Origin of the sequence: Streptomyces nigrescens (assembly GCF_027626975.1) — a bacterium.
GTDB classification, from domain to species: domain Bacteria; phylum Actinomycetota; class Actinomycetes; order Streptomycetales; family Streptomycetaceae; genus Streptomyces; species Streptomyces nigrescens.
Map to the genome: position 1 here is coordinate 6,283,280 of NZ_CP114203.1, position 21,513 is coordinate 6,304,792.

Annotated in this window: 19 protein-coding genes and 2 tRNA genes; 19 read left to right on the plus strand and 2 right to left on the minus strand. The window is 71.5% G+C overall.

The features are described from left to right. Positions 1 to 216: 216 nt before the first annotated feature. The 4 genes from STRNI_RS27855 (at position 217) to STRNI_RS27870 (ending at position 4,005) form a co-directional block, all read left to right on the plus strand. Positions 217 to 711 carry a hypothetical protein gene (locus STRNI_RS27855; protein WP_018088244.1) on the plus strand — a complete coding sequence of 165 codons (495 nt, stop codon included), beginning with the start codon at positions 217 to 219 and terminating at the stop codon, positions 709 to 711. Between the two features lie 72 nt (positions 712 to 783). Continuing rightward, positions 784 to 2,052: a glutamate-5-semialdehyde dehydrogenase gene (locus tag STRNI_RS27860; RefSeq protein ID WP_018088243.1), complete on the plus strand. Its 1,269-nt coding sequence runs from the start codon at positions 784 to 786 to the stop codon at positions 2,050 to 2,052. A gap of 61 nt (positions 2,053 to 2,113) precedes the next feature. Then, positions 2,114 to 2,773 carry an SCO2584 family spore wall biosynthesis protein gene (locus tag STRNI_RS27865; RefSeq protein ID WP_018088242.1) on the plus strand — a complete coding sequence of 220 codons (660 nt, stop codon included), beginning with the start codon at positions 2,114 to 2,116 and terminating at the stop codon, positions 2,771 to 2,773. A gap of 107 nt (positions 2,774 to 2,880) precedes the next feature. Then, entirely contained in the window at positions 2,881 to 4,005 is a 1,125-nt protein-coding gene (locus STRNI_RS27870) for an SCO2583 family membrane protein (protein WP_093644079.1), read from the plus strand. Here STRNI_RS27870 and STRNI_RS27875 read toward each other — a convergent pair. Then, entirely contained in the window at positions 4,002 to 5,090 is a 1,089-nt protein-coding gene (locus tag STRNI_RS27875) for a M48 family metallopeptidase (protein ID WP_018088240.1), read from the minus strand. The genes STRNI_RS27870 and STRNI_RS27875 overlap by 4 nt on opposite strands. 156 nt (positions 5,091 to 5,246) lie before the next feature. Here STRNI_RS27875 and STRNI_RS27880 point away from each other — a divergent pair, with 156 nt between their 5' ends. From STRNI_RS27880 to STRNI_RS27920, 9 genes are all read left to right on the plus strand, one after another. Further along, positions 5,247 to 5,396 carry a hypothetical protein gene (locus tag STRNI_RS27880; RefSeq protein ID WP_018088239.1) on the plus strand — a complete coding sequence of 50 codons (150 nt, stop codon included), beginning with the start codon at positions 5,247 to 5,249 and terminating at the stop codon, positions 5,394 to 5,396. Positions 5,397 to 5,436: 40 nt separating this feature from the next. Beyond that, positions 5,437 to 5,676, plus strand: a complete 240-nt coding sequence (locus STRNI_RS27885) for a hypothetical protein (RefSeq protein WP_266442503.1) — start codon at positions 5,437 to 5,439, stop codon at positions 5,674 to 5,676. 52 nt (positions 5,677 to 5,728) lie between these two features. After that, positions 5,729 to 6,340: a nicotinate-nucleotide adenylyltransferase gene (gene nadD / locus STRNI_RS27890; protein ID WP_051104039.1), complete on the plus strand. Its 612-nt coding sequence runs from the start codon at positions 5,729 to 5,731 to the stop codon at positions 6,338 to 6,340. Between the two features lie 24 nt (positions 6,341 to 6,364). After that, a complete protein-coding gene (locus STRNI_RS27895) occupies positions 6,365 to 8,197 on the plus strand; it encodes a LytR C-terminal domain-containing protein (protein WP_274735581.1) in 1,833 nt (610 codons plus the stop codon). A gap of 260 nt (positions 8,198 to 8,457) precedes the next feature. Continuing rightward, positions 8,458 to 8,892: a ribosome silencing factor gene (rsfS, locus tag STRNI_RS27900; RefSeq protein WP_018088235.1), complete on the plus strand. Its 435-nt coding sequence runs from the start codon at positions 8,458 to 8,460 to the stop codon at positions 8,890 to 8,892. Continuing rightward, complete coding sequence (locus STRNI_RS27905) at positions 8,889 to 9,542, plus strand: histidine phosphatase family protein (protein ID WP_026169391.1); 654 nt, start codon at positions 8,889 to 8,891, stop codon at positions 9,540 to 9,542. The genes rsfS and STRNI_RS27905 overlap by 4 nt, the downstream gene beginning before the upstream one ends. 112 nt (positions 9,543 to 9,654) lie before the next feature. Next, positions 9,655 to 9,727 (plus strand) — tRNA-Ala (locus STRNI_RS27910). A 241-nt stretch (positions 9,728 to 9,968) separates the two neighbouring features. Then, positions 9,969 to 10,214, plus strand: coding sequence for a hypothetical protein (locus tag STRNI_RS27915; RefSeq protein ID WP_018088233.1), 246 nt, complete (start codon positions 9,969 to 9,971; stop codon positions 10,212 to 10,214). Between the two features lie 3 nt (positions 10,215 to 10,217). Beyond that, positions 10,218 to 10,451 (plus strand): hypothetical protein, encoded by a 234-nt coding sequence (locus STRNI_RS27920; protein ID WP_004571982.1) that lies wholly within the window; start codon positions 10,218 to 10,220, stop codon positions 10,449 to 10,451. Between the two features lie 174 nt (positions 10,452 to 10,625). On the opposite strand, the gene STRNI_RS27925 is transcribed toward STRNI_RS27920, so the two are convergent. Further along, positions 10,626 to 11,975: a glycosyltransferase 87 family protein gene (locus STRNI_RS27925; RefSeq protein WP_277412233.1), complete on the minus strand. Its 1,350-nt coding sequence runs from the start codon at positions 11,973 to 11,975 to the stop codon at positions 10,626 to 10,628. Between the two features lie 153 nt (positions 11,976 to 12,128). Here STRNI_RS27925 and STRNI_RS27930 point away from each other — a divergent pair. The 6 genes from STRNI_RS27930 (at position 12,129) to STRNI_RS27955 (ending at position 21,197) form a co-directional block, all read left to right on the plus strand. Next, positions 12,129 to 12,201 (plus strand) — tRNA-Ala (locus tag STRNI_RS27930). 349 nt (positions 12,202 to 12,550) lie between these two features. Further along, complete coding sequence (locus tag STRNI_RS27935; RefSeq protein WP_277412234.1) at positions 12,551 to 14,509, plus strand: S53 family peptidase; 1,959 nt, start codon at positions 12,551 to 12,553, stop codon at positions 14,507 to 14,509. A 314-nt stretch (positions 14,510 to 14,823) separates the two neighbouring features. Then, positions 14,824 to 17,745, plus strand: a complete 2,922-nt coding sequence (locus STRNI_RS27940) for a leucine--tRNA ligase (RefSeq protein WP_277412235.1) — start codon at positions 14,824 to 14,826, stop codon at positions 17,743 to 17,745. 256 nt (positions 17,746 to 18,001) lie between these two features. Next, positions 18,002 to 18,805, plus strand: a complete 804-nt coding sequence (locus tag STRNI_RS27945; RefSeq protein ID WP_274735565.1) for a hypothetical protein — start codon at positions 18,002 to 18,004, stop codon at positions 18,803 to 18,805. A gap of 285 nt (positions 18,806 to 19,090) precedes the next feature. After that, positions 19,091 to 19,936: a DegV family protein gene (locus tag STRNI_RS27950; protein WP_159488276.1), complete on the plus strand. Its 846-nt coding sequence runs from the start codon at positions 19,091 to 19,093 to the stop codon at positions 19,934 to 19,936. A gap of 520 nt (positions 19,937 to 20,456) precedes the next feature. Continuing rightward, positions 20,457 to 21,197, plus strand: a complete 741-nt coding sequence (locus STRNI_RS27955) for a ComEA family DNA-binding protein (RefSeq protein WP_277412236.1) — start codon at positions 20,457 to 20,459, stop codon at positions 21,195 to 21,197. The last annotated feature ends 316 nt before the right edge of the window (positions 21,198 to 21,513 follow it).

Genomic DNA, 21,513 nt, shown 5'->3' on the forward strand with positions numbered 1-21,513 from the left:
CTCCGCGGCCGAAAACCGCCCCTCCGGCCTGGTGTGAAGACCGGCCTTTCCATGGAGACCTTGGGGAAAACGCCCCCGCGACGGGCCGCGGGCTGGTCAACTTTGTTGCGGGGGCGCCGTAGGGGAGCGGCGCCCGCAGCGCGCACGCGCACCCGCCGACGTACGACGGCTCCGCACCCCCGAGGGCGGAGCGATTCGCATCACAGGAGGCCGCCGGTGAGACGAGGGCGCCCAGGGGCACCGCCCCGAGGGTCGGCGGAGCGCACCCTGACCAGCGTCGGGACCGGCGAGGACGCCGCCCGGCCGGACGACCGCGGTACGGAGCGTGACGGGGCGGCGCAGCACGCACCGGAGGGCGGGCGCCGGGAGGCGTCCCGGCTGTGGCACATCACGCTCAGCGTCTCGGGCGCCGAGGCCCCGCTGAAGGAGGTCCGGCGGGCCCTGGAGCAGCTCGCCCACGACCATCCGTTCCTGCTGACCAGCCGCTACGCCAATGATCACGCCGAGATCCGCTACTGGGAGGAGGCGCGGGACCTGCACGACGCCGCGGCGGTCGCCCTGCGGCTGTGGGGCGAGCACCGCTCGACGGCCAAGCTGCCGCCGTGGGAGATCGTCGGCCTGGAAGTCATCGACCGCGAGACCTACCACCAGCGCCTCGCGGAGGGGTACGGCCCACCGCCGGCCTCCCCGGTCGGCGTCCACCCGTTCTGATCCTCGGCCGTCCGCGTCCCGCGCTGTGAGATACGGCGTGGCCGCGGCCTGCCGCCCCGCTAGGCTGCGGCCATGACCAGCAGCGCATCGCACTCCTCGCCCGTCCTCGAGACCGCCCGCCGCGCGCGGGAGGCAGCCGCCGTCCTGGCGCCACTGCCGCGTACGGCCCGTGACGCAGCGCTGCTCGCCATCGCCGACGCCCTGGTGGAGCGGACCGACGCGATCGTCACCGCCAACGCCCAGGACATCGCCAAGGCCCGGGCGGCGGGCACCGCCGAGTCGATCGTGGACCGGCTCACCCTCACCCCCGAGCGGATCGCGGCCATCGCCGCCGACGTCCGCCAGGTCGTGGCGCTGCCCGACCCGGTGGGCGAGGTGGTGCGCGGCTCGACCCTGCCCAACGGTCTCGACCTGCGGCAGGTCCGGGTCCCGCTCGGCGTGATCGGGATCATCTACGAGGCCCGGCCCAATGTGACGGTCGACGCCGCGGCCCTGTGCCTGAAGTCCGGCAATGCCGTGCTGCTGCGCGGCTCGTCCTCCGCGTACGCCTCCAACAGCGCCCTGGTGGAGGTGCTGCGCGACGCCGTCCAGAGCGCCGGACTGCCCGCCGACGCGGTGCAGCTGGTGCCCGGCGAGAGCCGTGACTCGGTGCGGGAGCTGATGCGCGCCCGCGGCCTGGTCGATGTGCTGATCCCGCGCGGCGGCGCGTCCCTGATCCGTACGGTCGTCGAGGAGTCCACCGTCCCGGTGATCGAGACCGGCACCGGCAACTGCCACGTCTACGTCGACGAGGCCGCCGACCTCGACATGGCCGTCGACATCCTGATCAATTCCAAGGCACAGCGGCCCAGCGTCTGCAACGCCGCGGAGACGGTGCTGGTGCACGCCGGGATCGCCGAGAAGTTCCTGCCGCGCGCCCTGGAGGCGCTGACCCAGGCCGGGGTCATCGTGCACGGTGACGCCGCCTGGCAGCAGGCCGGCCCCGGACTGGTGGCCCCCGCCACCGACGAGGACTGGGCGACGGAGTACCTCTCGTACGACATCGCGGCCGCCGTGGTGCCCGACCTGGACGCGGCGGTGGCGCACATCCGGCGCTGGACCTCCGGTCACACCGAGGCCATCGTCACCACCTCGCAGGCCGCCGCCCGCCGTTTCACCCAGTTGGTGGACTCCACCACCGTCGCGGTCAACGCCTCCACCCGGTTCACCGACGGCGGTGAGTTCGGCTTCGGCGCGGAGATCGGCATCTCGACGCAGAAGCTGCACGCCCGCGGCCCCATGGGACTGCCGGAACTGACGTCCACGAAGTACATCGTCACGGGCGACGGCCACACCCGCTGAACGTCCCCCGGATTCCCCGTTCTCCCTGCCCAAAATGACCGGCCGGGGCTAACCTGGACGGGTGCCGGACGACGTGGGGGGCAAGCCGTTCCCGGACGGTGAAGAGCCCGACGAGCACCACCACGGGAGCCACGGAAAAGCGGACGAAGAATTCGCCTCCGTGGTCTTCGACGAGGAATTCGTCCGGTCGGCCCGGATTCATGAGCCCTCGGCGGTCGAGCGGATGCTGGCCGCCGCCGAGGCGCGCGCCGAGGCCGAGGCGGCCCGTTCCGGGCCCGGTTTCGGACCCGACGGCGACGACCCGGACGAGACCGGCCCCCGCAGACGCCGGCGCGGCCGGGAAACCGACGACTACGACGGCTACGCCGATTACGGAGAGTACGACGACGGGGAGTACGGCGACTATCCGCCACATGACCCGTACGGCCCCTACGGCGGTGCGCTGCGTCCCTACCGCGGCAGCACCCGCTGGCACCGGCCGGTCGCCTGGGTGCTGGCCGTGGTGATGGGGATCGGGCTGGTCGCGCTGGCCTTCAGCGCCGTCTACCGGGGCTCCGCCGGGCGGACCCAGACCCCGGCTCCGGCGCCCACCTCCAGCGGGGTGGATTCCCCGGTCACGGGCGGCACGGACAGCGTCCGTACGGCCCGCCCCGGCCTGCCGTCGCCGCCCTCGGCCGAACCCCTGCGCCCGTCGTTCTCGGCGGTGCCCAGGCCGCACTGACGGCGTGGCACACTTCCCGCAAATCGGACGCCTGAAACCGCATCGTCCGGCGAAGTTGCCCGGCGTCCCCGCGTTTACGATCGCCCCGCCCGACCTACTCTTGTTGTATGACCGGGCCTGGTGACCCTCCGGAAGGGACGCCCAACGGCGCCCCGGGAGGCGGTGAGGACGAGTACCGATCCGTCGTCTTCGACGAATCGTTCGTTCGGGCTGCGCGGCTGCAGGAATTCTCCGCGGACGAGCGGCTGGGCGAGCACCACTCCCCGGCCGTCAAGACCCGGCACGCGTGGATGCGGATGGGCGGCTCCCGGCAGGCCATCCTGCTGGTGCTGCTGATCGTGCTCGCCTTCGGCACCGCCGTCTACATGGGCGTACGGCACCCCTACAAGGCCCCGGAGACGGTCCGTGCGCAGCCGCTGCGCTCCGCGGTCGTGCCGCTGGCGCCGACCGGGACGGTACCCGGCGCGACCCCTGAGGACCTCTTCGCGCACAGCCCGGCGGCGAATTACCGGATCGGCGCCGCGGGCGTCAATCTGCCCCCCGTCGCCCGCACCGAGCACTTCTCCGACGGCCAGATCGTCTCCGCGCTGACCGTGGCGAAGGACTACATCGTCCGCTCCTCGCTGGACCCGGACACCCTCACCGGAGGATCCGTACGGCCGGTGCGGCTGCTGCTCGACACCCGCCAACTCGACCAGTTCGACCGGAGCCTGGCGCACCCCGACGACAACGGCCACGATGCCGCGACCGGCTGGCTGGTCCGCTTCGACCCGCGGCAGACCCGGCTCGCCGACCGGGACGTACGGGTGAACGGCACGCTGTCCGCCTCGGAGTTGAGCCCGGACGCCCTCGATGTGACCGCCGACTACACCTTCGTCTACGCAGTCCGGCCCGCCCCCGGCGCACCGGGCGGAGCATCGGCCAAGGACACCGGCAAGCCCACGCCGGGCGCCGCCTCGCTGGTCACCGTCCGCCGTGAGGTGCACTTCCGGCTGACCCGCGACAACCTCAGCGACCACCGCCTGGAGGTGCTGCAGAGCAGTCTGCAGGCAGGGCCGCTGGCCTGCTCCTCGAAGCCGGCCGACGCGCTGCGCCCGCTGTTCGCGGGACAGCACGCCGGCAACGACCGGCCCACGGGCACCGACCCCTACGCCAGGGACCGCGCCAACCCCTCCCTCTGCGGTGAGCTGGCGCCCTCCGCCCAGCCGAAGCCGAGCCATCCGATGCGCTAGGAGCCGTCCGAGGCTCCACCGCTTCCGTTGGCGCCGCCCGGGCCGTCGGGGCGCGGCCCGCCACGGAAGACCGTGTCGCGCAGCTTGCCGCCCAAGTCGCCCGCACCGCCCGCGATGTCGCGCACCAGGCCCATCAGCGGGTCCTTGCTGTTGCGCATCGAGTCGGCGTAGTGGGCGGCGGAGTCCCGGAACGAGTCGGAGACCGAGGTGTCCTTGTCCTCGTCACGCCGCGGGTAGTGGCCGTCCATGATCCGCTGGTAGTCGCGGCTGGCCGCCCACTTCTTGAGCTCGGCCGCCCGCACGGTGGTGAACGGGTGGCTGCGCGGCAGCAGGTTGAGGATCTTCAGCACGGAGTCGCGCAGATCGCCGCCGGACTCGTACTCGTCCGCCTGCTTGAGGAAGGCGTCGACATTCATCTCGTGCAGATGATTGCCGCCGGCCAGTTTCATCAGACCGCGCATCGAGGCCTGCAGATCCTGTCCGACCAGCAGCCCGGCACGGTCGGCCGACAGCTCCGACTTGCGGAACCACTCGCGCAGCGCCGTCACGATCGCCATGATCGCGACATTGCCCAGCGGGATCCAGGCGACCTTCATCGCCAGATTCGTCAGGAACAGCAGAATCGTGCGGTAAACGGCGTGCCCGGACAGCGCGTGTCCGACCTCGTGGCCGACGACCGCCCGCATCTCCTCCTCGTCCAGCAGCTCGACCAGACCGGTCGTCACCACGATGATCGGCTCGTCGAGACCGATACACATGGCATTGGGCTGCGGGTCCTGGTTCACGTACATCGGCGGGACCTTCTCCAGGTCCAGGATGTAGCAGGCATCGCGCAGCATGTCGTTGAGGTGCGCGAACTGCTGGTCGCTCACCCGCACCGAGTCCGACAGGAACAGCAGCCGCAGGCTGCGCTCCGGCAACAAGCCGCTGAGCGTCTTGAAGACGGTGTCGAACCCGCTCAGCTTGCGCAACGCCACCAGCGCCGAGCGGTCCGCCGGGTGCTCGTACGACCGCGACGAGATTCCGGGGAATCGCCGCCGGTCCCGGCTCGGTACGTTCGCGCTGCCGTCTGGGCTCTCCGTCATTGGGGCCTCCCCCTGTTCGACTGCGTGTGTTCAGACTAGAGGACGCCACCGACAGGCGAATGGATGCTCGGGCGTACGCTGGCGATCGCACCAATACCCGCACAGGCTCGTACACATGACGACACGGGCCGCCCGTACCTGAGGGAGTGCACCGTCGTGCCGTATCAGAGCGTGCTGCTCGCCGCAGCCCAGGAGACCGCCAAGGACGCCGGGCCCGGTTGGATCCTGCGCACCGTGATCATCGGCGGCGTCGTGGGCGCCGTCCTGCTCGCCTGGTTCCTGCTGCGCGGTTACGGCCAGGACTGACCTCCGACGGCGTCCCGGGGCGCTTCCGGGCGGAGTCGCCGTGGGCCCGCAGTGGGCCGACGCTTACGATGTGGTGGAAGTCTCTGCCCGACCCCAGCCCGGATTGGTCCTGCCGACGATGAGCCTGCACACCACCGCACAGTCCCTGGCCACCCTCGCCGCCGAACCCGGACACGAGGGCGGTCACGCCAGCCTCAGCCCCTTCGTGACCGGCGGCGGCGCCCTTTTTATCCTGCTCCTCCTGCTCTGGATCACGACCCGTTTCAACCGGGACCGCTGAGCCCCGGCACCCGGCCCCCGGCATCGCGCGCCGCCCAGTAGGGTCTGCACGCATGGGAGAGCACACAGGGCCCGTGAAGCGGCGACTCGGAGTGATGGGCGGGACGTTCGACCCGATCCACCACGGACACCTGGTCGCCGCCAGCGAGGTGGCCAGCCAGTTCCACCTCGATGAGGTCATCTTCGTGCCGACGGGACAGCCGTGGCAGAAGAGCCACAAGACGGTGTCCCCGGCAGAGGACCGGTATCTGATGACGGTCATCGCGACCGCGTCGAATCCGCAGTTCTCCGTCAGCCGTATCGACATCGACCGCGGCGGCAAGACGTACACGATAGACACGCTGCGTGATCTGCGTGAGGAACACCGTGACGCGGATCTGTTCTTCATCACCGGCGCCGACGCGCTCAGCCAGATTCTGACCTGGCACGATGCCGCGGAGCTGGTCTCGCTCGCCCACTTCATCGGGGTGACCAGGCCCGGACATGTCCTCGCGGACCCCGGGCTGCCCGAGGGAGCGGTGTCTCTGGTCGAGGTGCCGGCGCTGGCCATCTCCTCGACCGACTGCCGGGCGCGCGTCGCCCAGGGGGATCCGGTCTGGTACCTGGTGCCGGACGGTGTGGTGCGCTACATCGACAAAAAAGAGCTGTACCGCAACGACCGCTGACGGGGCTGACGGAAAGGGGCACCGGTGAGCGACCGACAGGATCCGTACGGGCCGCAGGACCCGTATGCCCACGACCCGTATGCCCAGGAGCAGCAGGGGCAGCCGGGCTACACCTATGACGCCTACGGGCAGCCGGTCTACCACGACGCCGCACAGCCGTCGTACGAGCAGCACTACGACACGTACGGGCAGCAGACCGCCCCGTCCGCCTACGAGGGCTATGACCCGTACGGCGGCCAACAGGGCGGCGGCCAGGCCGCACAGGGTTACCAGGGCGGCCACCAGCCGTACCAGGCGCAGCAGGAGTACGGCTACGACGCCTACGGCGGCCGGCAGGTGCAGGCCCAGCCCGGCTATCCGCAGCAGTACGACCCGTACGGCAGCCCCGAGCAGCCGTCGCACCAGCAGCAGGAGTGGATCCCGCAGCAGGCCCAGCAGTCCCCGTACGAGCAGGTCCCCTACGGGGAGCAGCCCCGCTACGAGGAGCCCGCCCCGCAGCGCCAGGACGGCCCGCCCCGGCCGCCGGCGCAGCGCCGCGCCCCGGACGACACCGCCGGGCCGGACACCGCGAGCGGCCCCGCCGGGCCCTCCGCCGACGATCCCGAGTACGGCACCGAGCAGTTCTCCTTCATCGAGGAGCCGGACGAGGACTCCGAAGACGTCATCGACTGGCTGAAGTTCACCGAGAGCCGCACCGAGCGGCGCGAGGAGGCCAAGCGGCGCGGCCGCAGCCGGATCGTCGCGCTGTCCGTCGTGCTGGCCCTGCTGGTCGCCGGCGGTGTCGGCTATCTGTGGTGGGCGGGCAAGCTGCCGGGCGTGGCCGGGCCGGACGCCGGTGCGGCGGCCGCGGGCGCCGGGCAGAAGCGCGATGTCCTCGTCGTCCATCTGCGGGACACCAAGACGGGGAACAGCTCGACGGCGCTGCTGGTGGACAACGAGACCACCCACAAGGGCACCACCGTCCTCCTGCCCAACAGCCTTCTCGTCTCCAAGGACGACGGCACGACCACGACGCTCGCCAAGTCGGTCAAGGACGAGGGCACCGAGCCGACCCGGGACTCCCTCAACAACCTCCTGGGCGCCGACCTCAAGGCCAGCTGGCGGCTGGACACCCCCTACCTGGAGAACCTCGTCGAGACGGTCGGCGGGATCACCCTCGACACCGACGCCACCGTCCCGGGCGCCAAGAAGGGCGCCTCCCCGGTCGTCAAGCAGGGCAGCGCCCAGGACCTCAACGGCCAGGCCGCCGTCGCCTACGCCACCCACCTGGCGCCGGGTGAGCCCCAGACCAAGCAGCTGCAGCGGTTCGGCCAGGTCATGCAGGCGACCCTGAAGAAGGTCTCCAGCGACGCCGACGGCGCCACCACCACCGTGAAGACGCTGCTCCAGGTCCTCGATCCGCCGCTCACCGAGGCCCAGCTGGGCAGCTCGCTGGCGCAGCGGGCGGAGCTGGCGAAGACCGGCGCGTACCGCACCACCCTGCTGCCCGTGCAGGCGAACGGGACGCTCAGCCAGACCACCTCGGCAAGCGTGGTCAAGGACGTGCTCGGCGGCACGGTCAAGAAGACCGCGCCCGACGCGGCCGCCCGGGTCGCGGTCCGTAACGCCACCGGAACCGCGGCCGCCACCAACAAGGCGAAGGTCGCGCTGCTCAACGGCGGCTACAGCTTCGTCGACGACGGCACCGCCGGCGCGGCCGCCTCCGCGTCCCGGATCACCTACGCGGACGCCGCCCAGAAGGCCAAGGCAGCCGAGGTCGCCAAGACACTGGGGCTGCCGGCGGGCGCGGTCAGGCAGGGCAAGGGCGCCTCGAACGCCGACATCACCGTGGTGCTGGGGCGGGACTACAAGGGCTGACGGGACGGACGTGCCCGGCCCCTCCGGTGGTGACCGGCGGGGCCCGGCAGCCCCGGCCCCGGCGCTGACCAGCCCGGACACCGGAACTGACCGGTGGGTTCGAAAACACAGCCGGGAGTGTCGGTGGTCCGTGAGACCCTTGGGGAGTACCTGACCGCCGATCCGGTTGCCCATGGGGACTGCGGCGCGCGCCGCGGCTCCGCAGCGAGCCAGCGCCCCTGCCCGGCCGGAGAGGCTGCCCTCGAACCGGAAAGCCGCTTGTGACCGCCACGGACCGCTCCATCGAGCTCATCAACGCCGCCGCCCAGGCCGCGGCCGACAAGCTCGCGCACGACATCATCGCGTACGACGTCAGTGACGTCCTCTCGATCACCGACGCCTTCCTGCTGGCCTCGGCGCCCAGCGACCGCCAGGTCAAGTCGATCGTCGACGAGATCGAGGAACGGCTCAACAAGGACCTCGGTGCCAAGCCGGTCCGCCGCGAGGGCGACCGCGAGGCCCGCTGGGTGCTGCTCGACTACGTCGACATCGTGGTGCACATCCAGCACAGCGAGGAGCGTGTCTTCTACGCGCTCGAGCGCCTGTGGAAGGACTGCCCCGAGATCGACCTCCCCGAGGAGGCGAAGGCCACCCGCGGCAAGGCCGCTGAGCACGCCGACGCCACGGCGGGCGAACAGGACGGTGAGCTGCTCTGAACGCCACCAAGAGCGGCCAGGGTCGCCGCATCGTCCTCTGGCGTCACGGCCAGACCGCCTGGAATCTGGAGCGCCGCTTCCAGGGGTCGACGGACATCGAGCTGACCGAGGCGGGCGTCGGCCAGGCACGGCGCGCCGCCCGGCTGCTCGCCGCCCTCGGGCCGGACGCCATCATCGCCTCCGACCTGCAGCGGGCCTCGGCGACGGCGCGCGAGCTGGCCGAGCTGACCCGGCTCGACGTGACGCATGACGCGGCCCTGCGGGAGACCTACGCGGGCTCCTGGCAGGGACTCACGCACGACGAGATCCTCGCGCAGTACGGCGAGCAGTACACCGCCTGGAAGCGCGGTGAGCCGGTGCGCCGCGGCGGCGGCGAGCTGGAGACCGAGGTGGCCGACCGGGCCGCCCCCGTCGTCCTCAACCACGCGGACAAGCTTCCCGGGAACGGCACCCTGGTCGTGGTCAGCCACGGCGGCACGATCCGCACCACCATCGGGCGGCTGCTCGGCCTGGAGGCCCACCACTGGGAGGGCCTGGGCGGTCTGTCGAACTGCTGCTGGTCCGTGCTGGGCGAGGGCGCGCGCGGCTGGCGCCTGATGGAACACAACGCCGGCACCCTGCCGGAGCCGGTGCTCGGCGACGACGACTGAGCCCACAGGGCGGCCCCGGCCGACCGGATTTCACATCTGGGCAGGTCGCAGGCTAAAGTTCTTCTTGTTCGCGGCGCCGCCGGGGGAAACCCGGGGGAGCGGAACAAGACCCGGGGCTATAGCTCAGTTGGTAGAGCGCCTGCATGGCATGCAGGAGGTCAGGAGTTCAATTCTCCTTAGCTCCACAACCCGGATGATCCCGTCTCCTCATGGAGGCGGGATCTCTGCGTTGTGCGGGGCCACGGTGCGGTCGGGGCGTGTCCCGTGCGCGGTGCCGCCGCCGGCCCCTGGTTACCTCACCGCTCGGGGCGTGGCCGGGCCCCATGACCGGCGGTGCGGCCGGCCGGGGTGGCGCGAAGGCGGGCCTGACCCGGCCCGCGGTCCGTGGCAGAATCGGACGGCGCCGGCAGGGGAGGAGAGATCGCGATGCCCACGAGCATCCTCGAGGAGGTCAATGACCTGCTCGAAGTGGCCGGGGCGCAAGGCTATGACTGGCTGCCGGAATACGCGCTCCGTTTCACCTGCCCCGTTGACGGCCCCGCCTCCGTGGGCAGCAGCGACGACACGGCCCTGCAGTGCCCGTCGTGCGGCTCCTCCCATGTCGCACAGGTGCTGGGCGACAACGGCGGCATTTCCTTCGTTTGTACGGCCTGCGGCCACAGTTGGAGCTGATGGATGGGCGCCCACAGCAGGAAATGTGACTGGTGCGGCAGCGGTACGCCGATCGTCCGGGACATGGAACCCGTCAACGCGGACTACCAGTACTGGTGCGAGGAATGCGCCCGCGCCCTGGTCATAAAAGGCGACCCCATCGAGACCTACCGGGAGCTCGACGGGGAGCCGATCTACGGGCGGCTGCTGGACGAGCACTGCACGCTGAAGCGCTTCTACTCGTTCGCCACGGCCTGAGCGGACCGCCGCCCCAAGGGGTCGCTGAGTGAGCGTGCCCCCTCCTTGACGCCGTCTCAGGCAGTTCCGGGCAGTTCCGGACGGTTCCGGTCAGGCGGAACTGCCGTCGGGGGCGGGGGCGTTGTGGCGGATATGAGACGCTCACCGCGCAATTCCGCAGTGCGGGCGCACGGTTCAGCTGCTGCTGCCGCTACCGGCCTCGGCGAATGGGCGTGCGTCGCTCTGCCCCGCCCGCCCCCTGAGCCGCCACAGCCGGGCCCCGGTCAGTGCCAGCAGCGCGAGACCGGCGAGCGGATAGCCGCCGGAGAGCAGCATCTGCACGCCGTTCTGGTGCAGTTCCTCGTGGTGGTGCCAGCGGTGCGGCACCCACCACAGCGCGAACGAGCAGAAGAGCAGCCCCAGTGCGCCGGTCATCACCCACCAGCGGCGGGCCGCGGTGCCCGTCCGGCGCAGCGCCTCGGAGCCGAGCAGGATCAGCATCGGTACACACCACACCCAGTGGTGGGACCAGGAGATCGGGCTGACCAGGAGCGCGGTCGCCGCGCAGGCGACGGCCGCCCAGGCGCGCTGCCCGCGCAGCAGCGCCCCGACCGCCAGCGTGAGACCGAGGGCCGCGGTCAGACCCGCGACCACGAGCCAGGCGGCGCCCGGGTCGTGGGTGTGCAGCAGCCGGGCGAGGGCGCCGCGCAGCGACTGGTTCGCGGTGATCTCCACCTCACCGACCCGGTCGGTGGCGTACACGATCTCGGTCCAGAAGCGGTACGAGTCGCGTGGCAGCGCGAGCGCGGAGAGGAGCGCGGTGGCCAGGAAGGTGGCGGTGGCGACGACGGCCTGCCGCAGCCAGGGGTTCCAGGCGGCGCGGGCCCCCGCCCCGGAGCGGAGCAGCTGCCCGGCACGGACGGCGCCGGCCAGCGCGAGGAACACCGCGAACAGCGCCGGGGTCAGTTTGAGGCCGGCCGCGATGCCGATGCCGATGCCCGCGAGCCGCTGGTGGTCCCTGCGGGTCAGGTCCCACAGCACCAGCACGGCGATCAGCAGATTGATCTGGCCGTAGCGCAGCGTCGTCCAGACCGGCTCGCACCACACCAGCAGCGCGGAGACGGCGAACGTCGCGGCGGGCCGGGGGAGCCGCCGGGGCAGGCCGGCCAGCCGTAGCGAGAGGTGGACGACGCCGATGAGCAGCAGCAGGTTCCCGGCGGTGGCGCAGGCGCGCATCTCCGGAACCCCGAGCAGGGTGAGCGGGGTGAACAGCAGGGCAGCGAAGGGCGGGTAGGTGTTGGGCAGGTGCGCCGAGGTCGCCACCATGTCGTAGAGGGACTCGCCGTTGCGGACGGTGAAGCCCTCGGCCCGGTAGACCATCAGGTCGATCATCGTCACGTTCAGCAGGCGCTGCGCGGTCCAGAAGACGGCGAAGGAGACCAGACAGCCGAGGGCCGCCGCGAGGGTCGGGTGCCGGCGGACGAGGCCGTTGCCGGGGTGGGTGCCGCCGGCTTCGGTGGGCTGCTCCAGCTCCAGCGCGGTCACGGCGTACGGCTCCCCAGGACGTATCGGGCACAGATCGCCGACAGTACCGCGCGTCGCGCCGAAGGACCCCTGGCAGAACGATTTGGCAGAAGCCGGGGAGGTCCGTGTAATGTAGGCGATGCCGCAGCGGGGAACCGGGCGGAAACAGAATACGGGGCTATAGCTCAGTTGGTAGAGCGCCTGCATGGCATGCAGGAGGTCAGGAGTTCAATTCTCCTTAGCTCCACAATGAACGAAGCAGGTCGTCCGATAGGACGGCCTGCTTCGTCGTGCGTATGCGGACCGAGCGTTGCCCTAGGGCCGTAACCGGCGGGAGTTCCTCCGTGGTTGTGCCGCTGTCCGGTCAGTGACGCGTCCGCCAGGGTGAGTTGGCCGTTCGCTCCCTGTTCCTTCCTGACCGGCCCTTGTCGTTCCTTGGGCGCATCTTGGCGATCGCATGTCCCTGACATGAACGGTTCACCGAAAGAGTGGCGCATCGCGTGAGCGTCACCCCTCACGCCTTCACCGCTCGTGCGGTGCCGCACACCGGCACACCGGCGCAGTGCGGCACCCCGCAGCGCCACACAGGGGGTTCCATGAGATCAAGCCGCACCAGATCACCGCGCGCCCGCGCCGGTCTGGCCTGGGCAGCGACGCTGCCGCTGGTCGCCGGTGCGCTCGCGCTCGGCGCGCCCGCCGCCGACGCCGCGGGCCACGACGGCGGTCGCCATGCGCTGCAGGGCACCAAGCCCCTGTGGGCCACCCGGCAGGCCGACCAGGGCGCCACCTCCGCCTCCGCGGCCGTCACCGCCCGCGTCTATCTGGCCGGCCGCGACGCCAAGGGCCTCGCGGACCGCGCGCGGGCCGTGTCCGACCCGCACTCCGCCGCGTACGGGAAGTACCTGAGCCCCGCCCAGGTGCGCGCCCGCTACGGCGCCACGCACGACCAGATAGCCAAGGTGACCGACTGGCTGAAGACGTCCGGCCTGACGGTCACCGGCACCACCAACCGCTATCTGGCGGTCAAGGGCGACGTGGCCGCAGCTGAGCGCGCCTTCGCCACCGACCTGCACAACTACCGCAAAAACGGGCATGTTTACCACGCCCCGTCGACCACCGCCTCCGCGCCCGCCTCCTTGGCCGACGCGGTGCTGACGGTCACCGGCCTGAACAACGCGCCGCGGCCGGCCAGGCACCACTCCGGCGAACTGCCGCCGCCGGAAGGTGTCTTCCGTAACTCCGGCCCGTTCTCCTCGTACTACGGCTCCAGGACCGACAAGGCGCTGCCGTCCGCCTACGGGAGCAAGGCGCCGTACGCGATCAAGGGCTACACCGGCAAGCAGCTCCGCGCCGCCTACGGGGCGAAGAAGTGGACGGGCAAGAACGTCACCGTCGCGATCACCGACGCCTACGCCTCGCCGACCATCGCCCGGGACGCGGACACGTACGCCGCCCGCCACGGCGACCCCCGCTACCGCCGGGGCCAGCTCTCCCAGGTGCTTCCGCAGGACTACACGCACATCAAGGAGTGCGGCGCGGCCGGCTGGTACGGCGAGGAGACCCTCGACGTCGAGGCCGTCCACGCCGTCGCCCCCGACGCCGACATCGTCTACGTCGGCGGCGCCTCCTGTATGGACGACGATCTGCTGGACTCGCTGGGCAAGATCGTCGACGGGCACCTCGCCGACCTCGTCTCCAACTCCTGGGGCGACATCGAGGCGAACGAGACACCGGACGTGGCCGCCGCCTACGACCAGATCTTCCAGCAGGGCGCGGTGCAGGGCATCGGCTTCTACTTCTCCTCCGGCGACAACGGTGACGAGGTCGCCAATACGGGCACCAAGCAGGTCGACACCCCGGCGAACTCCGCCTGGGTGACCGCGGTCGGCGGCACCTCTCTGGCCGTCGGCAAGCACGACTCCTACCAGTGGGAGACCGGCTGGGGCACCCGGAAGGCGGTGCTCTCCAAGGACGGCAACGACTGGACCGGCTTCCCCGGCACCTTCAACGGCGGCGCCGGCGGCGGCACCAGCAAGACCGTCGCGCAGCCCTTCTACCAGCGCGGAGTCGTCCCGGACGGGCTCGCGAAGGCGAACGGCGGCGGTGCGATGCGCACCGTCCCGGACATCGCCGCGGTCGCCGACCCCAACACCGGCTTCCTGGTCGGCCAGACCCAGACCCTGCCGGACGGCAAGCTCGGCTATGACGAGTACCGCATCGGCGGCACCTCACTGGCCGCGCCGGTGATCGCGGGCGTCCAGGCGCTCGCCCAGCAGGCCCGGCACGGCGTCGCCCTCGGCTTCGCCAACCCCGGCATCTACCAGCGCTACGGCACCGCCGCCTACCACGACGTCACCGATCACCCGCTGGGTGCCGGGCGAGACCTGGCGGTGGTCCGCGTCGACTACGTCAACGGCACCGACGCGAGCAAGGGCACCACGACCTCGCTGCGCAGCCTGGGCCAGGACAGCTCCCTGCGCGCGGTGGTCGGCTATGACGACGTCACGGGCGTGGGTACGCCGGGCGCCGGCTATGTGAGCTCCTACCGCCCCTGACGCCGGGGCGCGGCACCGCCTCCCCGCGCCGGCCGTGACCCCGGCGACGTGGCGGTAGGAGGACGGGGTGACAGGGGGGGCGGGGCCCACGTTGGGGTAATCCTCAGCGCGGGCCCCGTACGCCCTGCGGTACCCTGACGCCATGCGTGCCGTACGCCTTCTGCTTAGCGGGCCGCGCTGATCAGTACCGACGGATGACAGACCCCGTCGGAATCGGCGCGGCTTCCCCTCCTGTGCGAGGGGTCTTTTTGTTTCCGGCGTGCCGGGGATCTGGCGCGTTTCCGCTGGCAGAGACGATCGATGGAGCTTTGAGCATGAGCGAGACGACCAACTCCCCCGTTGTCGAGAGCGCGGGAGGTGCCTCCGCCGAGACGGCGGCGCCGCACCGCTATACGGCCGCGCTGGCCGCCGACATCGAGGCACGCTGGCAGGACTTCTGGGAGGCGAACGGGACCTACGAGGCCCCGAACCCGAAGGGGGACCTGGCCGGCGACGCCGAGCCGGTGGCCCGCCCCAAGAAGTTCATCATGGACATGTTCCCCTACCCGTCGGGCGCCGGCCTGCACGTCGGACACCCCCTGGGCTTCATCGCCACCGACGTCTACGCCCGCCACCAGCGCATGACGGGCCACAACGTCCTGCACACCCTGGGCTTCGACGCCTTCGGCCTGCCCGCCGAGCAGTACGCGGTGCAGACCGGCACCCACCCGCGGGTCTCCACCGAGGCCAACATCGTGAACATGCGGCGCCAGCTGCGCCGCCTGGGCCTGGGCCACGACCAGCGCCGCTCGGTCGAGACGATCGACCCGGCGTACTACAAGTGGACCCAGTGGATCTTCCTGCAGATCTTCAACTCCTGGTACGACCCCGAGGCGGACGCCGCCCGGCCGATCGACACCCTGGTCGCCCAGTTCGAGGCCGGCACCCGCCCGACCCCCGACGGCCGGGCCTGGAGCGAGCTGAGCCCCATCGAGCGGGCCAACATCCTGGGCGAGTACCGCCTGGCGTACGCCTCGGACGCACCGGTCAACTGGTGCCCCGGCCTGGGCACGGTGCTGGCCAACGAGGAGGTCACCGCCGACGGCCGCTCCGAGCGCGGCAACTACCCGGTCTTCAAGGCCAAGCTGCGCCAGTGGAACATGCGCATCACCGCCTACGCCGACCGGCTGCTGAACGACCTGGACGCGCTGGACTGGCCCGAGGCCATCAAGCTGCAGCAGCGCAACTGGATCGGCCGCTCCGAGGGCGCCCGGGTCGACTTCCCGGTGGGCGATGACAAGATCACCGTCTTCACCACCCGCCAGGACACCCTGTTCGGCGCGACGTACATGGTGCTGGCCCCTGAGCACCCGCTGGTCGCCGGCTCCGACAACGGCAACGGCACGGGTTCCATCGTCCCGGACGCCTGGCCCGAGGGCACCCACGACGTGTGGACCGGCGGCCACGCCACCCCCGGCGACGCCGTCGCCGCCTACCGCAAGCAGGCCGCCTCCAAGTCGGACGTCGAGCGGCAGGCCGAGGCCAAGGACAAGACCGGCGTCTTCACCGGCGCCTTCGCGACCAACCCGATCAGCGGCGACCAGGTCCCGGTCTTCATCGCCGACTACGTCCTGATGGGCTACGGCACCGGCGCGATCATGGCCGTCCCCGCCCACGACAGCCGCGACTTCGCCTTCGCCCGCGCCTTCGAGCTGCCGATGCGCTGTGTCGTCGAGCCGTCGGACGGCCGCGGCACCGACCCCTCGGCCTGGGACGACGCCTTCGCCTCGTACGACGCCAAGATCGTGAACTCGTCCAGTGAGGCGGTCTCGCTGGACGGCCTGGGCGTCACGGAGGCCAAGGCGAAGATCACCGAGTGGCTGGCCGACCAGGGCATCGGCGAGGGCACCGTCAACTTCCGGCTGCGCGACTGGCTGTTCAGCCGGCAGCGCTACTGGGGCGAGCCGTTCCCGATCGTCTACGACGAGGACGGTGTGGCGCACGCGCTGCCCGAGTCGATGCTGCCGCTGGAGCTGCCCGAGGTCGAGGACTACTCCCCGCGGACCTTCGACCCGGACGACGCCGACACCCAGCCGGAGACCCCGCTGTCCCGTAACGAGGACTGGGTCCATGTCGACCTGGACCTGGGCGACGGCATCAAGCGCTACCGCCGCGAGACCAACACCATGCCCAACTGGGCGGGTTCGTGCTGGTACGAGATGCGCTACCTGGACCCCCACAACAGTGAGGCGCTGGTCGACCCGGAGATCGAGCAGTACTGGATGGGCCCGCGTGAGGGCCAGCCGGCCGGTGGCGTCGACCTGTACGTGGGCGGCGCGGAGCACGCCGTACTGCACCTGCTGTACGCCCGCTTCTGGTCCAAGGTGCTGCACGACCTGGGACATGTCTCGTCCTCCGAGCCGTTCCACAAGCTGTACAACCAGGGCATGATCCAGGCCTTCGTCTACCGGGACAGCCGCGGTATCGCCGTCCCGGCCGCCGAGGTCGAGGAGCGCGACGGCGGCTACTACTACCAGGGCGAGAAGGTCAGCCGCGTCCTGGGCAAGATGGGCAAGTCCCTGAAGAACGCCGTCACTCCCGACGAGATCTGCGCCGAGTACGGCGCGGACACCCTGCGCCTGTACGAGATGGCGATGGGCCCGCTGGACGTGTCGCGCCCGTGGGACACCCGGGCCGTCGTCGGCCAGTACCGGCTGCTGCAGCGCCTGTGGCGCAACGTCGTCGACGAGGCGACCGGCGAGGTCACCGTCGTCGACACCGAGCCGGACGAGGCCACCCTGCGTGCCCTGCACAAGGCGATCGACGGTGTCACCCAGGACATGGCGAACCTGCGCTTCAACACCGCCATCGCCAAGGTGACCGAGCTGAACAACCACCTGACCAAGGCGGGCACCCCCGTCCCGCGCACGGTCGCTGAGCAGCTGGTGCTGCTGATCGCCCCGCTGGCGCCGCACATCGCCGAGGAGCTGTGGCGCAAGCTGGGCCGCACCGACTCCGTCGTGCACGCGGACTTCCCGGTGGCCGACCCGGCGTACGTCGTGGACGAGACCGTGACCTGCGTCGTGCAGATCAAGGGCAAGGTCAAGGCCCGCCTGGAGGTCGCCCCGTCGATCTCCGACGCGGACCTGGAGGCGGCGGCCCTGGCCGAGCCGGCCGTGGTCACGGCGCTGAACGGCGCGGGCATCCGGAAGGTCATCGTCCGGGCGCCGAAGCTGGTGAACATCGTTCCGGCGTAGACCGTCGGCGGGCGCCCGGGGCCGGCCCCGGGCGCCCGGCAGCGGGTCTTCGGGGACGGACGCCGCCGGTGTCCCACCGGCCGGTCGCGAGGCCGCCCCGGCCCGCACGGCCGGTGCTCCGTGAGCGCCATGGGGGGCTTCCCCTACGGGCAGGTTGGGGGTTCTTCCGGAACCCGCAGCCTGCCCGAGCCGTTTACCGTGGAGGTACAGGGCGCGGGCCGGAAACCGGCGCCGCCGACACATCTGGGGAGAGCCCATGGAAGCCGCTGCCGCCATCATCGGACTGCTCTTCGTGCTGTTCGTACTGGCCGGGGTCTTCGTGACGGTCAAGGCGGTCAAGGCAGCCAAGCGCGGAGTGGACCGCACGGTCGCCCACGCCCGCAGGACCGTCGAGGACACCACCCTCCGGGCCCGGCAGCTCGCCCAGCCCGGCGTGGTCGGCGAACTCGCGCAGCTCAGGCTCTCCCTGCGCACCTCCATGCGCGCCACCCAGGAGGTGCTCTACGCGGGCTCGGCGGACGACGCCTCCCTCAGCGAGGCGATCGGCCTCTTCGAGCGCCTGAGCGCCCACGGCCATGAACTCGACGACGAGCTCAAGCGGCTCGAACGCGAACCGGACCGCGCCACCATCGGCAACCGCCTCCCGGACCTCCGGGAGCGCCTGGAGCAGATCACGCACTCCGCGGAGTCGCTGCGCTGGGCCGCGCGCGACCGCGCACGCAAGTTCGCGGACGACGACCTGGCCTCGCTGAGCGACCAGATCGATGTGGAGACAGGGGCGCTGCGGCACTGGACCCGGGTCGAGGACACTGCGGACCCGCTGCGGGAGCCCGTACCGGGCCGCCCGGAGAGCGCGGGACCGGGAGAGACGAAGGCCCCCACGGGAGGCCGGCCGACGGAGGGGCAGGCACGGGCCGGTGCCACCGGCGGTCCCTCGGACGCCGCCCGCTCCTGGGGCCCGACGCCCGAGGACCCGCCGGCGATCACCGCCCGGGACCCGCGCACCCAGCCGTCCTACCCGTGGCAGAAGGCACCGCGGACGGAGGACACCACGACGTGAGGCCATAGGAGCAGCAGCCGGGGCGAGGGGGTGGGGTGGGGTGGGGCGGGGCCCCCGGGGGAGACGAGACGGGGGTGAAGGCGGCGGTGAAGGACCGAGGCTCCCGCTCCCGGGGAACATCGAGGACGTGTGGGACGCCATGAGGCGTTGTCGCGGTCGCCCGGAGCGGCGGAGGCGTTGGCTTGCCCTTCGGCGGGCTCTTGGCAGAGCTTTGGGTAAACCTGGAAGATCTTGGGAAGGAGCCCGCACTGTGCGGCGTCCGGATCCCCGGATAACCTCCTTTTCATGTCCCGCCATGTCGCGATCGTCACCGATTCCACGGCCTACTTGCCGCGGGCGGCTATCGAGCGTCACCACATCACGGCCGTGCCACTGACCGTCGTCCTGGGGGACCAGGCCCTGGAAGAGGGCACCGAAATCTCCGCGAGATCCCTGGCCCAGGCGCTGCAGAAGCGCCGTCCCGTGACGACCTCCCGGCCCAGCCCCTCGACGTTCGCGGAGACCTACCGGAAGGTCGCGGCGGGCGGCGCGAGCGGCATCGTCTCGCTCCACCTCTCCTCGGAATTCTCCGGCACTTACGACGCGGCGGTGCTGGCGGCCAAGGAAGCTCCGATTCCCGTACGCGTGGTGGACACCGGGATGGTCGCGATGGCTCTCGGGTTCTGCGCCCTCGCGGCCGCGGAGACGGCGGAGGCCGGCGGGGACGTGGAGGAAGCGGTCGCCGCCGCGGAGAAGCGCGCAGCGGGTACCTCCGCCTACTTCTACGTCGACACCCTCGACTATCTGCGCCGCGGTGGCCGGATCGGCGCGGCCCAGGCACTGCTCGGCTCCGCGCTCGCCGTCAAACCGCTCCTTCAACTGGCCGACGGGCGGATCGAGCTGCTGGAGAAGGTCCGTACGGCGTCCAAGGCCATCGGGCGGCTCGAGGAGATCGCCGCGGAGCGGGCGGGTGAGGGGCAGGTCGATATCGCGGTCCACCATCTTGCCGCGGCGGAGCGCGCGGAGGCCCTTGCCCAGCGGCTCCGGGAGCGGGTGCCCGGGCTCAATGAGCTGCATGTGAGCGAGGTGGGCGCGGTGATCGGCGCGCATACGGGTCCCGGGCTGTTGGGGGTTGTGGTTTCCCCGCGGTGAGAGGGACGGCGGGGTGCCCTGTGGGTGACGGAGTTATCCACAACTGGGGTTCCATCCACCGGATTTGAGGCTGCTCGGCGAGATCTGCGCGGGGTGCTTAGCGTCGGTCGGTATGAACTTGTCTCGATCTGCGTCATGGGGATTTCCGGGCTCGGCGGGGGCTTTGGGGGTGGGGGCGGGGGCAGGGTCGGCTTCGGTGTCGGTCCCGGCTTCGGCCTCGGCTTCGGCTCCTGCGGTCCCCTCGGCATCCTCCGGCCCTGCGGTTCCCCCGTCGGCTTCCTCCGACTCTTCGGCGGCGTCGGATCCTTCCGTCGGTTCCTCGTCTGCTTCGGCTTTCGCCGTTCCCGCTGGGGCCGCTGTTCCATCCGGCGGGGCGGAGCGGCGGGAGTGGGAGCGCGAGAGGGTGCGGGCCCGAGCCGCGGCGATCTTCGGCGACGCGGGGGTCGCTGCCGAGGCCGGTCCGCTGCCTCCTGGGCATGATCCGCCGGGCTCACGCCGTAGGGAGCGGATGTGGTGTGCCGTGCGCGAACGGCTCCCGCTATGGGTGCAGTTACGGTGTGGCACCGACCCGAAAGCGCTCGCCGCCCTGGTCCTGGTGCTCGTGGTGGCTGTGGGATTCGCCGTGCAGCACTTCTGGGCCGGCCGTCCCGAGCCGGTACGGGCACCGGCGGTCGAACGGGCCGGAGGGACATCTGGCCCCGACCCGCGAGCACCGTCGCTGCCGTCCGCGTCATCGACCGCCACTGCGGTGGCGAATGGCCCGCCGGGTACTGCGGGGCGACAGCTGGTCGTCGATGTCACGGGCAAGGTCCGGCATCCCGGAATTCAGCGGATGCCACGGGGATCGCGGGTGGTCGATGCCCTACGGGCCGCGGGCGGTGTGTTGCGCGGGGCGAATATCCAGGGGCTCAACCGGGCGCGGCTGCTGACCGATGGTGAGCAGATCGTTGTCGGTGCGGCTGGTGCGGCTGGTGCGGCTGGCGGCGGGGGCGGGACCGGGGGCGGTCCCGCTGATGTGGGGGCCGGCGGGCCGGGGAGTGGGCTGCCGAGTTCCGGGGGTGGTCCGGGTGGCCCGGTCAGTCTCAGCGCGGCGACCGAGCAGCAGCTCGACTCCCTCCCCGGAGTGGGTCCTGTCCTGGCCCGGCACATCGTCGAATTCCGCAGCCAGCACGGGGGGTTCACCTCGGTGGACCAGCTCCGCCAGGTGACCGGTATCGGTGACCGTCGTTTCGCCGATCTGCGCCCCCTGGTGGTGCCATGACCAGCCCTCGCGCCACCGTGCACGCCACGGCGGCGTCGCCGCACGGTGCCTCGGACCCGCATCAGGAGGGCCCGGCCGATCTGCGTCTTGTCGCACCCGCGTTGGCGGCCTGGGCGGCCGCGGCGATCGGTCTGGGCGCCCCCGGCGGGGGAGTAGCGGTGGCCTGTGGCGTGGCCGTGGCGCTCGCAGTCGTCGCGTTACGGGTGGCCGTGGTCCGGCGCAGAGCCGAGCGTGAACCAGGGGCGGAGGAGCAGCCCGGTGTCGCTCCTCGGGCCGACGCCGGGTGGCGAGGAGCGGAGTCGCCCGGCCGCCGCTC